Source organism: Flavobacterium sp. TSSA_36 (assembly GCF_051547165.1).
Taxonomy (GTDB): Bacteria; Bacteroidota; Bacteroidia; order Flavobacteriales; family Flavobacteriaceae; genus Flavobacterium.
This window is the reverse complement of record NZ_JBPTTP010000003.1, coordinates 546,739-560,035: the sequence shown is the minus strand read 5'-3', so window position 1 is coordinate 560,035 and position 13,297 is coordinate 546,739. Positions and strand designations below refer to the sequence as shown.

Sequence of the window (13,297 nt, the reverse complement as noted above, 5' to 3'; positions counted from 1 at the left end):
TTTTTTTAATCGAAATCACTTAGATGTAAGTCTTACTTTGCGAATTGTGCAAAAAAATAAGGCGGACAAATATATGGAAATCGGTTTTAAAAACTTATTGATTTTGCTAGAAAAATATAATATTTGTTGGCCTTCTTGTGATATTACGAAATCGATATTTTTATGGGGTTTAAAATTGTAAATTGTTATTTTTTTTGAATTATACCTACAAAAAAAGCCTCGATAATTCGAGGCTTTTATATTTGAAAGAAAAAAGATTATCTTCTTTTGTCTTTGATTTTTGCTTTCTTACCAGTAAGTTCTCTAAAGTAGAAAATTCTAGCTCTACGAACTGCACCTTTTTTGTTGATTTCAACTTTTTGTAAAGCAGGTAAGTTAACTGGGAAGATACGCTCAACACCAATAGCTCCTGACATTTTACGAATAGTAAAAGTTTCAGTGTTTCCTGAACCTCTTCTTTGAATTACTACTCCTTTAAAAAACTGAGTTCTTGTTTTTTCACCCTCTTTAATTTCGTAGTACACTGTGATAGTGTCTCCAGCTCCGAATTCAGGGAAATCTTTTCTTGTAACAAACTCGTCTTGAACGAATTTCAATAAATCTGCCATGATAAATGTTTAATTATGGTTTAAAATAGAGCAACATTCACGGTTCTCGCCAGAGGTTGGTCTAATGTGGGTGCAAATGTAAACAAAAAAAGAATATTTAAAATCCAAATTCCAATTTTTTTTATGGGTAAATAAAATTGATTTTTATTTTTGGGATTTGGAATTTAAGTGTTGATTATTAGGGTTTTATTCCTCCAACAAATCCGGTCTTCTGTTTTTGGTGTGCTCATAAGCCATGTCTTCTCTCCATTTGTCAATCTTAGCAAAATGCCCACTCAACAAAACGTCAGGAACTTTCCAGCCTTTGTAATCGGCAGGGCGAGTGTAAATGGGACCCGATAATAAGCCGTCCTGAAAACTATCGGTCAAAGCTGAGGTTTCGTCACTCAAAACCCCTGGAATCAATCGAATCAAGGCATCGCACAAAACTAAAGCGCCCAATTCGCCTCCAGACAAAACATAATCGCCTATAGAAATTTCTTTGGTAATAAAATGATCTCTTACCCGCTGATCCACTCCTTTATAATGGCCGCACAAAATGATAATGTTTTCATACATCGACATCGTATTGGCCATTTTTTGGTTCAGCGTGTCTCCGTCAGGCGACATATAAATGATCTCGTCGTAGGTTCTCTCGCTCTTCAAATGCGTGATGCAAGCATCAATAGGTTGTACCGTCATCACCATACCCGCGCCTCCACCAAAAGGATAATCGTCTACACTTTTTTGTTTGTTGGTCGTGTAGTCTCTCAAGTTGTGAAAATGCACTTCGACCAACCCCTTGTCGATAGCACGTTTCATAATCGAAGCCTCAAATGGACTTCTCAATAATTCAGGTAAAACGGTAATAATATCAATTCTCATTGTAGTATTTTATATCGCGCAAAGGTACAAATTAAATAAAGCTCCATTCCTTGTAGGTTAGTTCTTTTTGTATTTTTTCTTCTACTTTTTCTGTAATCTTTTCGTTGAAAGGGATGCCTGTAATTGCTTCTATTTTATCGATTGTTGTTGCAAAATGGTATAATGCAGCGTCTGATTTTTCATTGGGCACTAAAAACGAAATCATGACCAAAGTGTCTTGTTGTACTCTAACAAGTATTTTATAAAAATAGTCGGGAACAGCCACTTCTTCTTCGCCAATTGTTTTCAAATGATCGTGTAAAATACCTCCGGTTACTACGAAAAGAGCTTGGTGTTTCTCTGCCCAATACCGTATTTTTTGTTCTAAACGGTTCCAGATTCCTGCATTGAATTCTCTATTTTGTGGTGCTACATTCGAGGTGTAAAAGGTTTCTTTGTAAGCTTCTTCAGAAAAACGCATGTCAGCAGCAGGGACTAGATGACCTTTGTCAAATCCGGTGTCTTTGTAATTATTCCAATGAGCGGAATCCGTTGTTATCAGTGGATCTTGCTTGAAATAGGGGCGTTTAAAATCATGTTTGCTCAGGTTGTTTGTGCTAAGATAGTAAGCGGCCCACTCTGCTTGTTCGTGTTCTTCTGAATAGGATAAAAAAAAATGATTGTGCCGAATAATTGACATGTAAATATTTTTTTAGAGTTAGGAATCGGTATTATACCCCAAACTGTCTCAAATGATGATCCAAGTGTCTGTACATCAGTTTGTCCCAATCCTCAAAACTCATCTTTCCCCAAAACGGATGATGCATTATTGTGATGACCGAAGTTCCTTTAGTGAATTCTTGAACACAAGCTATAAGTTGTGCTCGGCTTTTTTCAAAATCAGAATGGGTAGTGATACGGAATTCTTTTGCCGTGGGACTATTTTTTCCAAAGTCACTGTTAAAAGCTTTGTTTTTCAATAATCGTCCCAACAAACGCATAGGAAAACTTATTTTTAAATCTTGTTTTCCAAACGCTACATTTATGGCAGCAATACAGTGTTCATACATTTGATCTACACTCATCTTGCCCCAAAGCGGAGTAGAATTGGCACTTAAATTCTGAATTCTCTCGATTAAAATTGCATTATCGGAAGTACTGTAAATAGAAGGCATAAGTTCTTTGGTATTAGGTTGTAACAAATATAAGTCTTTCGCTTACAATATTTAGATGTTTTACATTCAGTCAATTGCTTTTAAGGTGTTTTGGTGTAAGGTTGATGTTTTGTCAATAAAAGGAACTTTTGTCTGCAATACTGTTTTTTTTAGTACTTTTAAAACCTAATAATTTGTAAATTTTTCAATATGAATTCTTTTTCAAAAATAGCTAGTGCGGGCTGTCTTTTGTTGTTCAGTACGCTGCTAGTCGAGAACGTGAATGCCCAAAACACTACTGCTCCTATGAACAATCCTCTTTTGCAACGCAGTACTTTACAGTACCAAACGCCACCTTTTGATAAAATTAAAGACGAACATTTTAAACCAGCTTTTGACTATGGTTTAAAAGTACACGATGCCGAAATTGAGAAAATCACGAATAATACGGCAAAACCTACGTTCGAGAATACCGTTTTAGCGCTAGAAACTTGTGGCGTAGATTTAGGAAGAGCTACAGGAGTTTTTTATAATCTTTCGGGGTCGAACACTAATCCAACACTTCAGGCGATTGAAGCAGAATATGCGCCAATTTTTTCGGCGCATAACGACAAAATTTACTTGAACAGTACATTGTATAACCGCATCAAAAGCATTCCATTGTCTGGTTTAAAGGGAGAAGATAAAAAACTAACCGAATACTACTTGCAACAATTCGAATTAGCAGGAGCTAATCTTTCGGAAGCCGATAAAGAAAAAATGAAAAAGATCAACGAGGAGTTGGCTACCTTGAGTACTTTATACAGCAATAAATTATTAACTGCTCGTAAAAATGCTGCTGTATTTTTTGATGCGGCTTCAGATTTGGCAGGTTTGAGTGCTGATGAAATTGCAGCTGCGAAAGCCAATGCCACCGCAGCAGGACAAGACGGGAAATATATGATTGCGATTATCAATACCACGCAACAACCCGTTTTGATGAGTTTGACCAATCGTGTGTCTAGAGAGAAGGTTTTCAAAGCTTCTTGGTATCGCGCCGAAAAAGGAGACGAAGGAGATACTCGTGAAACCCTTGAAAAAATGGCCAAATTGCGTTTGCAAAAAGCACAATTGATGGGTAAAAAGAGTTTCGCCGAGTGGAAATTGCAAGACCAAATGGCACAAACTCCAGCGCCTGCAATGGATTTGTTAGCCAAAATCGCAAAACCAGCTGTAGCCAAAGCCAATGAAGAAGCCAGAGATATTCAAGCCTTAATTGATGCGCAAAATGGAGGTTTTAAATTAGAACCTTGGGATTGGGATTTCTACTCTGAGCAAGTGCGTAAAGCCAAGTACGATTTGGACGAAAGTCAAATCAAGCCGTATTTTGAAATCGGGTCAGTGCTGGAAAAAGGAGTCTTTTTTGCAGCAAAACAAATGTATGGGCTGACTTTTAAAGAAAGAAATGATTTACCAGTGTACAATCCTGATGTAAAAGTGTATGAGGTTTTCAATGATAAAGGGACTTCAATCGCGATTTACTATTTGGATTTTTATGCGAGAGACAATAAAAATGGTGGCGCTTGGATGAGTAATTTGGTGAATCAATCGCATTATTTAAATCAAAAACCAGTCATTGTCAATGTGTATAATTTTGCAAAACCAGTTAATGGTAATCCATCTTTGATTAGTTTTGATGATGTAACGACATTATTTCACGAGTTTGGACACACCTTACACGGATTGTTTGCGAACCAAAAATATGTAACACTTTCTGGAACGGCTGTACCGAGAGATTATGTAGAGTTTCCGTCGCAAATCAACGAACACGCTGCTTTAGACCCAACGGTTTTGAAAAATTACGCAGTGCATTACCAAACCAAACAAGCAATTCCACAAGAGTTGATTGATAAAATCAAAAAAGCAGATACTTTCAATAAAGGCTATGTGGTAACCGAATTGTTGGCTGCCGCAACACTAGATATGGCTTGGCATAGTGTAGAAAAAGAGTCGGATTTTAAACCTACTTTAGTGTTTGAAAAAGAAGCTTTGCAAAAATATGGTTTGTTAGTGAATGAAGTGCCTACTCGCTATCATTCTCCTTACTTTGCTCACATTTGGGGAGGTGGTTATTCTGCAGGATACTATGCTTACACTTGGTCTAAAACCTTAGATTATAACGCTTACGATTGGTTTCAAGCCAATGGCGGAATGACTCGAAAAAATTGCGATCGTTTTGTGAAATACATTTTGTCTGTAGGGAACAGTGTAGATTTGAATAAAGCTTTCAAAGAATTCATCGGTCACGACATGAAGATTGAGCCCTATCTAAAAAATGCGGGATTGACTAAATAATTGGGTTAGATTCCATCATACTATCCATGGCATTCTTGTACGAGAATGCCATTTTTATTAGTTTCAAATAGTGTTTAAAACTACGCACTTTCAGTGCATCTCCCTTCAGCTCCTAAAAAAATCACACTGCAGAATCGCAGATTTTAAAAGAGTACTAATGATAATAATTTGCAACCCGAGCGAATCGAATAGACGAAGTAATCTGCGGTTAAATGATAGTCCAACTTTCAGACTTTCAATCTGTCAAACCAAAGCTGTAGCCTTGCAGTTCATAGTAGTTTAGTGGAGAAAACTTGAATCAGGAGCGAATGAATAGGCTTTATTTGCCAGCATCGTTCCCGCCATCATTCCTAAACTTGTAAGCCGAACCCCGGCTCACAAGGTTTATCCCTTCTGTCGGGGCTAGATAGTGATCAATAGTTCTATTTTGGAAAAAAAAACAAGCTAGAATTTAATGCTTTGTTGTTTGTATTTTGCTGATTTTCAATTATATTCTTTTGTATCTTTATTCGATTAACATAAAAATATATTCTATGAAAGCAGTAGCAACCCTCTTTTTTGCTATAATAGCCACTAGTTTGTTAGCACAAAAATCAATAGTCATCAATAATGTGCGCATATTTAATGGCAAAGACGAAAAAGTCACCAGCGGAAACTTACTCATTGTTGACAATTTAATCTCCAAAATTTCGTCCAGTCCAATAGCAGTAATTCCCAACGAAAACACTGAGATAATTGATGGGAAAGGAGCGTTTTTAATGCCTGGACTTATTGATGCACATACGCATATTATGATGGAATCACTGACCATTATGGAGTTGTTAAATAACGACATCGAATTTATTACCGTCAATGCCGTAAAAGCTGCAGAAAAAGACTTAATGCAGGGATTTACCACTTTTAGAGATTTATCAGGACCCGCTTTCGGACTTCAAAAAGCCATTGATCGTGGATTAATGGTGGGACCGCGAATCTATCCTTCGGGAGCTATGATTTCACAAACTGCCGGACATGGCGATTTTCTGTCGGTGAATGCTGTTCCAAGAGATGCTTCAGCACATTTGGATTTTACTGAGCGATTCAATTTTGGAATTCTGGCAGACGGTCCTGATGAAGTACTAAAACGAACACGAGAACAACTTCGATTAGGAGCTACTCAAATCAAATTAGCTGCGGGTGGTGGTGTTTCCTCAAATTATGACCCCTTAGATGTCTCAGAATATACAGAAGCCGAAATGAAAGCAGCAGTAGATGCCGCCGAAAATTGGGGGACTTATGTCACCGTTCATGCTTACACGCCAAGAGCCATTCAAACGGCTTTGAGAGCAGGTGTGCGCTGTATTGATCATGCCCAACTTATAGATGAGGCCACCGCAAAAATGGTAGCAGAAAAAAAAACTTGGTTGAGCCTTCAGCCCTTTGTTGACGAAGGAGAAAGTGCCTTCCCCGAAGGATCTCCTAACCGAATCAAACAACAAACAATGATGAAAGGAACCGAAGTCGCTTATGGATTAGCTAAAAAATTAGGCATAAAAACCGCTTTTGGCACCGATTGTCTCTTTCAACCTAAACACGCCGCTAGCAGAGCCACTAATTTGACAAAACTTTTAAAATGGTATACTCCTTATGAAATTTTAAAAATGGCCACATCAACTAATGCTGAATTATTAGCGATGAGTGGGCCTCGAAATCCCTATCCCAAAAAGCTGGGGGTAATAGAAGAAGGGGCTTATGCGGATTTATTAGTGGTAAAAGGTGACCCAATGAAAGAAATTCAAGTGTTAGAAAATTATGAAAATAACTTTGTTTTGATAATGAAAGACGGGAAGATTTATAAAAACAAACTTTCTCAATTATAGTAGTAGCTATTCTTGTTTTCTATCGTTTGTGTTTTTAATGGAGATCACTGACAAAAAAAATGAGGTAAATAGTAAAAGTTGTAGGGTGGTGCTAATTGATTTCCTTCATTTTCGCATTTTGTTTTTTTTGAGTTTATTGTCAGTCAAACGGGTTGTGGTTGTGAGTTTTTGTTTACATAACAAAGTTTGCAAACGCTTTTTGAGTGCAGTCTTTGTGATTGTCATCTAAATTTATAAATTGCAAGTTGTAATCTTGATGCTATGACTCCTTTGTTTAAAAAATTAAATTTTAAAAATCAATCTGCCGTTTTGATTGGTAATGCACCTGATTCTTTTCAAACAGAAATGGAGTTAATGAAGGACGCAACGATTTTTTATACAGAAGAACGAGAAATTGTAACGATAGATTTTGCTCTATTTTTTGTGACACGATTGCAAGAAATAGCATCGGCTATAAATGCGATATATTCCAAGTTAAATGGAGATGCAGTGCTATGGTTTTGTTATCCAAAAGGGACTTCCAAAAAATACAAATGCGAATTCAATAGAGATAATGGCTGGACTGTTCTAGGAGATTTGGGTTTTGAAACCGTTAGAATGGTTGCTATTGATGAAGATTGGAGTGCTATGCGTTTCCGAAAACAAGAATATATAAAGGTTCTCCATCGAAAGTCATCTCTCGCAATATCTGAGGAAGCCAAGGAAAGGATAAAAAAAAAGGATAAAAAAAAAGGTTCCATTGGATTTTGTGTGAATAGCCAAAATAAATAAAATTATTCCTGCCATCAAAAGGCAACCGGAAGAAGGTAAACCATTAAGTTTATTAAAATAAGTAAGATTTATGAGGCTTAATTTACCTTAATAATTTAATGGTTAAAAATTAAGCTGCATTTTAGTAGATGCAAAAAACAAATTTTCTTGTTAGTTAAAATATATTGTCTTCCACACGAAAACCAATAGAGCTCTAAATAAAAACAGGTATATTCGTAATTCAATTTAGATTTTGTTGTTGTAAAATGAAGAAAATTCCCGTTTATTGCATGCCTGGTTTAGCAGCAAGTTCGTCCATTTTTGAACGAATTGATTTGTCTAAAGAAACTTTTGAAGTCATTTTGTTAGAGTGGGAAATTCCTTTGCCAGAAGAAACGTTGGTAAATTATGCAAGACGAATGTCCTTAAAAGTTGAGCACCCCAATCCAGTACTCATAGGAGTTTCTTTTGGGGGTATTTTAGTGCAAGAAATGGCCACTTTTTTGAAACCATTTAGGGTAATTATTATTTCGAGTGTGAAATCAAATTTGGAATTTCCGCGACGAATGAAAGTAGCAAAAACCACAAAAGCCTATAAATTAATTCCAACGAGTTTGATTTTAAATGTTGAAAATTTGGCGAAGTTTTCCTTTGGAGATAAAATCAAAAGCCGACTCAAATTATATGAAAAATTCTTGTCTGTGCGCGATATTGGGTATTTAGATTGGGCAATTGAGCAAATAATACTTTGGGAAAGAACGGTGGTAGATGCCAATGTTATTCATATTCATGGTGATCAGGACGATGTTTTTCCGGTGAAGTATCTTTCAAATTACATTGTAGTGCCGGGTGGAAATCACGCCATGATTTTGTTTCGATTCCGTTGGTTAAATGAACATTTACCAGAAATAATACTACATGGAAAAAAATAAAAAAGGCGATTGACTTGTTTAGAATCAATCGCCTTTCTGTTTTTACAGAGGATCATTAAATTTTTTTCATCTGATCTTTCATCAGTTTAATTTGGTCTTTCAACATATTTTGTTTGTCCAGTTTTTTGGCTTCATTTAATAAGTTGGTCGCTTCTAATTTCCTTCTTCTAGACAAAGCGATACCGGCCAGATTTAGTTTAGCAACGGCTAAGTCCATATCCATGGAAAGCCCTAATTCAATTGCTTTTTTGAAAAACTTTTCTGCTTGGTTAATATTGGTTTGAGAAACCATAATCCCGTGCAAATAATTGAAGTATCCTTGTTGTTTTTGTACTAGAGCTGTTTCAGGGTTTTTGATGTATGCCAACCATTTTTGGGCGCCTACAAAGTCTTGTTTTCTTAGTTTTAGAAAAGCGAGTAAGATAAATTCGTTTTTGTAATAAAGGAAAATTGGAATCGCTGTAAGGAATAATAGGAAAATTCCATTCCCAATATTGGATTCAGTAAATTGCCAAATGCCTGCAATAATGAGCAATGCGGCTAAGATCAGTTTGATATTTCTGTGAAACATAATAGGGGTTAAATTTAGATTGCAAAGATAGTAAAAGGAATTAAAAATATTTTTATAAAACTACTTGCTAGAAAAAAAAGTCTTTGTATATTTGCACTCGGTTTTAGAATAAGGGTCAAGCCAAAACAAGTTAGATATATAAATTACTATTTTAAAGATACAAAGCAATGAGCAAAAGAACATTTCAACCATCGAAAAGAAAAAGAAGAAATAAACACGGATTTATGGACAGAATGGCGTCTGCGAATGGAAGAAAGGTTCTAGCGCGTAGAAGAGCTAAAGGAAGACATAAATTAACTGTTTCTAGCGAACCTAGACACAAAAAATAATGTGTTCGTAAACATCACATAAGGCGTTACTTTTTATTAGTATCGCCTTTTTTTATACCCAAACGCGACTTGCGTAGATTAATTTACTAGGAATAAGTACAATAACTCCACAATTTATATAAAATGCCAAAAGACACATCCATAAAATCCGTTTTAATTATTGGTTCTGGTCCCATTGTAATTGGGCAAGCTTGTGAATTTGATTACGCAGGGTCACAGTCAGCACGTTCTATTCGAGAAGAGGGAATTGAAGTAATTTTGATCAACTCGAATCCTGCCACGATTATGACAGATCCTTCTATGGCGGACCACGTTTATCTAAAGCCTTTAACTACAAAATCGATCATTGAAATTCTTAAAGAGCATCCGCAAATTGATGCGGTTTTGCCAACAATGGGTGGACAAACAGCTTTGAATCTTTGTTTAGAGGCAGACGAAAAAGGAATCTGGAATGATTTTAATGTAAGAATGATTGGCGTTGATGTGAACGCCATCAATATTACCGAAGATAGAGAGCAGTTCAAGCAATTGCTTCAGAAAATAAATGTCCCAACGGCACCTGCTAAAACAGCTACTTCTTTTTTAGAAGGTAAAGAAATTGCTCAAGAGTTTGGTTTTCCGTTAGTAATTCGTCCATCGTTTACCTTAGGCGGAACTGGAGCTGCTTTTGTGCATACTAAAGAAGAATTTGACGAAAAACTAACCTATGGTTTAGAAATGTCACCAATTCACGAAGTATTGATTGATAAAGCGCTATTAGGTTGGAAAGAATATGAGTTGGAGCTTTTAAGAGATAAAAATGACAACGTAGTGATCATTTGTTCCATCGAGAACATGGATCCTATGGGAATCCACACGGGAGACTCAATTACAGTTGCTCCAGCAATGACTTTATCGGACATGACTTTCCAAAAAATGCGTGATATGGCCATCTTAATGATGCGTTCTATCGGAAATTTTGCTGGAGGTTGTAACGTACAGTTTGCGGTTTCTCCTGATGAAAATGAGGATATTGTTGCCATCGAGATTAACCCTCGTGTTTCTCGTTCTTCTGCTTTGGCTTCTAAAGCTACGGGATATCCAATTGCTAAAATTGCATCAAAACTAGCTTTAGGCTACAATTTAGATGAATTACAAAATCAAATTACAAAATCTACATCGGCTTTATTTGAGCCAACTTTGGACTATGTAATTGTAAAAATACCGCGTTGGAATTTTGATAAATTCGAAGGTTCTGATAGAACATTAGGACTTCAAATGAAATCTGTAGGTGAGGTAATGGGAATTGGACGTTCGTTTCAAGAAGCATTACACAAAGCCACTCAGTCATTAGAAATCAAACGTAATGGATTAGGTGCTGACGGAAAAGGGTATACCAATTACGAGCAAATTATCGAGAAACTAACGTTTGCTAGTTGGGACCGTGTTTTCGTAATTTATGATGCTATTGCGATGGGAATTCCGTTGAGTCGTATTCACGAAATTACCAAAATCGATATGTGGTTCTTAAAACAATACGAAGAACTTTATAGCTTAGAAAAAGAAATTTCTAACTATAAAGTAGATACTTTGTCAAGAGAATTGCTACTCGAAGCTAAGCAAAAAGGATTTGCCGACAGACAAATTGCTCATATGATGGGTTGTTTGGAAAGTCAAGTGCATGAGTTGAGAGAAAAAATGAACATCAACCGTGTATTCAAATTAGTAGATACTTGTGCGGCTGAGTTTAAAGCACAAACACCATATTACTACTCAACTTTTGAGGCCGAAATTCAAAAAGCCAATGGAGAGCGTTATGTTGATAACGAAAGTATAGTAACCGATAAAAAGAAAATTGTCGTTCTTGGGTCTGGACCGAACCGAATTGGGCAAGGAATTGAATTTGATTACTCTTGTGTACATGGTGTTTTAGCAGCAAAAGAGTGTGGTTACGAAACCATTATGATCAATTGCAATCCAGAAACGGTTTCTACCGATTTTGACACGGCTGATAAATTGTATTTTGAACCTGTTTTCTGGGAACATATTTATGATATCATCAAGCACGAAAAACCAGAAGGTGTTATCGTGCAGTTAGGTGGACAAACAGCTTTGAAATTAGCTGAAAAACTATCTAAATATGGTATAAAAATTATTGGAACTAGTTTTGAAGCTTTGGATTTAGCAGAAGATAGAGGACGTTTCTCTGATCTTTTGACCGAATTAGAAATTCCTTTCCCTCAGTTTGGAATTGCAGAAACTGCTGATGAAGCTTCGGCTTTAGCGGATAAATTAGATTTCCCATTGTTGATACGTCCCTCTTATGTGTTGGGTGGTCAAGGAATGAAAATCGTAATCAACAAACAAGAATTAGAAGAACACGTAATTAACTTGTTGAAGTCTATTCCTGGTAATAAATTACTGTTAGATCATTACCTAGCAGGAGCTATTGAAGCTGAAGCGGATGCGATTTGTGATGGTGAAAATGTGTATATCATAGGAATTATGGAGCACATTGAGCCTTGTGGAGTACACTCAGGTGATAGTAATGCTACTTTGCCTCCTTTTAATTTGGGAGAATTTGTAATGCAACAAATTAAAGATCATACTAAGAAAATTGCCTTGGCATTGAAAACGGTAGGATTGATCAATATTCAGTTTGCGATAAAAGATGATATGGTTTACATCATCGAAGCGAACCCTAGAGCTTCTAGAACGGTGCCATTCATTGCAAAAGCTTATGGTGAGCCTTACGTGAATTACGCTACAAAGGTGATGCTTGGAGAAAAGAAAGTAACTGATTTTGATTTCAATCCACAGTTAAAAGGATATGCCATCAAGCAACCCGTTTTCTCATTTAGTAAGTTTAAAAATGTAAACAAAGCGTTAGGACCAGAAATGAAATCTACTGGAGAGAGCATTTTGTTTATTGATGACTTGAAAGACGACCAATTCTATGAATTGTATTCTAGAAGAAAAATGTACTTGAGTAAATAAAATTTGAAGTTACGATATAGAAAGCCCCGATTTAGGGGCTTTTTTTATGCACATTTTTTCAAAGGATTTGCCACAAAAAAACACCCCAAAACAAGGATTGCTTTGGGGTGTTGCTTTTTCTTTTTACTTTATTATTGTTGAGCGCCTTCTTCCTTTTTTATGTTATTGACAAACGTAGTCAATTTTTTTCCATACATCGATTGTGCTACTTTTGGAGTCATTGATTTTTGAATGGTGTCCAAAAATTTGATATTAATATCGTAAATTTCTGATAAAGCAATGTAGGGAGCAATTTCGTGATCTTTATGATTGATAGCGAAATTAGTAGCATAAAGATATCTTCTTTTGATGTTAGATTCTTCCTTGATGATTAGGCTATCTAATTTTTTGAGATTATTGAATTTGGTCGCTTTGAATTTTTGTTCAATTATGGTTAAGTTTTCGTCTTTAAATTGATTGTTAATTTTTTTGAACTCTTCAAACAAATCATGATTTACAGAACCGGTAACTTTGGCACCATAAGAAAATTGGTCCAGATTAGTTTCTATGTTGATATTTCCTGGCTCAGCAAAGAAAATCAAATTATTATCTAAGGAATTGGAAACACCTCGATTTAATGATAAATAAAACATTTCAGGTGAGGCTAAGGGAAGGGTGGTTTCAAATTTTGAATCCCCATTTATTTTGATTGAATCAACGGTTATGAGTGTGGTGTCTTTTAAGCGTTGGATATACAGCGTTCCTTCTTTCAGGCCAACAATGTTTCCGGTTAAATGTAGGTCAGTGGTCGTTTCTTTTTTAGAACACGCCATAAGGGTAGCAAGGGCTATACATGCTAAAATAGTTTTTTTCATTTTGATTTTTAATTTGCCGCAAAATAAAGAAAAATGTTGAATTCTTGTACTAACTCTTCTTTTAAAATAAAAAAATCCCAATCTATT

At 35.9% G+C, this 13,297-nt stretch carries 12 protein-coding genes; 6 read left to right on the top strand and 6 right to left on the bottom strand.

Annotated elements, in window-relative coordinates; translation table 11 throughout:
- Nucleotides 1–257: 257 nt before the first annotated feature.
- From rplS to ACSVH7_RS09030, 4 genes are all read right to left on the bottom strand, one after another.
- Nucleotides 258–608 (bottom strand): 50S ribosomal protein L19, encoded by a 351-nt coding sequence (rplS, locus tag ACSVH7_RS09045; RefSeq protein ID WP_064714046.1) that lies wholly within the window; start codon nucleotides 606–608, stop codon nucleotides 258–260.
- Nucleotides 609–794: 186 nt separating this feature from the next.
- Nucleotides 795–1,472 (bottom strand): tRNA (guanosine(37)-N1)-methyltransferase TrmD, encoded by a 678-nt coding sequence (gene trmD / locus ACSVH7_RS09040; protein ID WP_064714047.1) that lies wholly within the window; start codon nucleotides 1,470–1,472, stop codon nucleotides 795–797.
- Nucleotides 1,473–1,503: 31 nt separating this feature from the next.
- Complete coding sequence (locus tag ACSVH7_RS09035; protein ID WP_438066384.1) at nucleotides 1,504–2,151, bottom strand: DNA/RNA non-specific endonuclease; 648 nt, start codon at nucleotides 2,149–2,151, stop codon at nucleotides 1,504–1,506.
- A 31-nt stretch (nucleotides 2,152–2,182) separates the two neighbouring features.
- Nucleotides 2,183–2,653, bottom strand: a complete 471-nt coding sequence (locus ACSVH7_RS09030) for a DUF1569 domain-containing protein (protein WP_438066383.1) — start codon at nucleotides 2,651–2,653, stop codon at nucleotides 2,183–2,185.
- Between the two features lie 162 nt (nucleotides 2,654–2,815).
- On the opposite strand from ACSVH7_RS09030, the gene ACSVH7_RS09025 reads away from it, so the two are divergent.
- The 4 genes from ACSVH7_RS09025 to ACSVH7_RS09010 all read left to right on the top strand — a co-directional run bounded on the left by ACSVH7_RS09025 (nucleotide 2,816) and on the right by ACSVH7_RS09010 (nucleotide 8,480).
- Nucleotides 2,816–4,939, top strand: a complete 2,124-nt coding sequence (locus tag ACSVH7_RS09025; protein ID WP_438066382.1) for a M3 family metallopeptidase — start codon at nucleotides 2,816–2,818, stop codon at nucleotides 4,937–4,939.
- A gap of 533 nt (nucleotides 4,940–5,472) precedes the next feature.
- The gene (locus ACSVH7_RS09020; RefSeq protein ID WP_438066381.1) at nucleotides 5,473–6,798 is read left to right on the top strand and encodes an amidohydrolase family protein; all 1,326 of its coding nucleotides are present in this window, start codon (nucleotides 5,473–5,475) and stop codon (nucleotides 6,796–6,798) included.
- 261 nt (nucleotides 6,799–7,059) lie between these two features.
- Entirely contained in the window at nucleotides 7,060–7,569 is a 510-nt protein-coding gene (locus ACSVH7_RS09015) for a hypothetical protein (RefSeq protein ID WP_438066380.1), read from the top strand.
- A 245-nt stretch (nucleotides 7,570–7,814) separates the two neighbouring features.
- Complete coding sequence (locus ACSVH7_RS09010) at nucleotides 7,815–8,480, top strand: alpha/beta fold hydrolase (RefSeq protein ID WP_438066379.1); 666 nt, start codon at nucleotides 7,815–7,817, stop codon at nucleotides 8,478–8,480.
- Between the two features lie 55 nt (nucleotides 8,481–8,535).
- On the opposite strand, the gene ACSVH7_RS09005 is transcribed toward ACSVH7_RS09010, so the two are convergent.
- Nucleotides 8,536–9,051 carry a DUF2892 domain-containing protein gene (locus ACSVH7_RS09005; protein ID WP_438066378.1) on the bottom strand — a complete coding sequence of 172 codons (516 nt, stop codon included), beginning with the start codon at nucleotides 9,049–9,051 and terminating at the stop codon, nucleotides 8,536–8,538.
- Nucleotides 9,052–9,218: 167 nt separating this feature from the next.
- Here ACSVH7_RS09005 and rpmH point away from each other — a divergent pair, with 167 nt between their 5' ends.
- Nucleotides 9,219–9,380 (top strand): 50S ribosomal protein L34, encoded by a 162-nt coding sequence (rpmH, locus tag ACSVH7_RS09000; protein WP_008464848.1) that lies wholly within the window; start codon nucleotides 9,219–9,221, stop codon nucleotides 9,378–9,380.
- Between the two features lie 123 nt (nucleotides 9,381–9,503).
- Nucleotides 9,504–12,356: a carbamoyl-phosphate synthase large subunit gene (gene carB, locus ACSVH7_RS08995; protein WP_438066377.1), complete on the top strand. Its 2,853-nt coding sequence runs from the start codon at nucleotides 9,504–9,506 to the stop codon at nucleotides 12,354–12,356.
- 131 nt (nucleotides 12,357–12,487) lie between these two features.
- On the opposite strand, the gene ACSVH7_RS08990 is transcribed toward carB, so the two are convergent.
- Entirely contained in the window at nucleotides 12,488–13,210 is a 723-nt protein-coding gene (locus tag ACSVH7_RS08990) for a DUF4369 domain-containing protein (RefSeq protein ID WP_438066376.1), read from the bottom strand.
- Nucleotides 13,211–13,297: the final 87 nt, after the last annotated feature.

What these genes read in the sequence shown, in the direction of transcription:
- rplS (WP_064714046.1), bottom strand. Translation starts at nt 608, where the DNA reads ATGGCAGATTTATTGAAATTCGTTCAAGACGAGTTTGTTACAAGAAAA.
- ACSVH7_RS09015 (WP_438066380.1), top strand. Translation starts at nt 7,060, where the DNA reads ATGACTCCTTTGTTTAAAAAATTAAATTTTAAAAATCAATCTGCCGTT.
- ACSVH7_RS09005 (WP_438066378.1), bottom strand. Translation starts at nt 9,051, where the DNA reads ATGTTTCACAGAAATATCAAACTGATCTTAGCCGCATTGCTCATTATT.
- trmD (WP_064714047.1), bottom strand. Translation starts at nt 1,472, where the DNA reads ATGAGAATTGATATTATTACCGTTTTACCTGAATTATTGAGAAGTCCA.
- carB (WP_438066377.1), top strand. Translation starts at nt 9,504, where the DNA reads ATGCCAAAAGACACATCCATAAAATCCGTTTTAATTATTGGTTCTGGT.
- ACSVH7_RS09025 (WP_438066382.1), top strand. Translation starts at nt 2,816, where the DNA reads ATGAATTCTTTTTCAAAAATAGCTAGTGCGGGCTGTCTTTTGTTGTTC.
- ACSVH7_RS09010 (WP_438066379.1), top strand. Translation starts at nt 7,815, where the DNA reads ATGAAGAAAATTCCCGTTTATTGCATGCCTGGTTTAGCAGCAAGTTCG.
- ACSVH7_RS08990 (WP_438066376.1), bottom strand. Translation starts at nt 13,210, where the DNA reads ATGAAAAAAACTATTTTAGCATGTATAGCCCTTGCTACCCTTATGGCG.
- rpmH (WP_008464848.1), top strand. Translation starts at nt 9,219, where the DNA reads ATGAGCAAAAGAACATTTCAACCATCGAAAAGAAAAAGAAGAAATAAA.
- ACSVH7_RS09020 (WP_438066381.1), top strand. Translation starts at nt 5,473, where the DNA reads ATGAAAGCAGTAGCAACCCTCTTTTTTGCTATAATAGCCACTAGTTTG.
- ACSVH7_RS09035 (WP_438066384.1), bottom strand. Translation starts at nt 2,151, where the DNA reads ATGTCAATTATTCGGCACAATCATTTTTTTTTATCCTATTCAGAAGAA.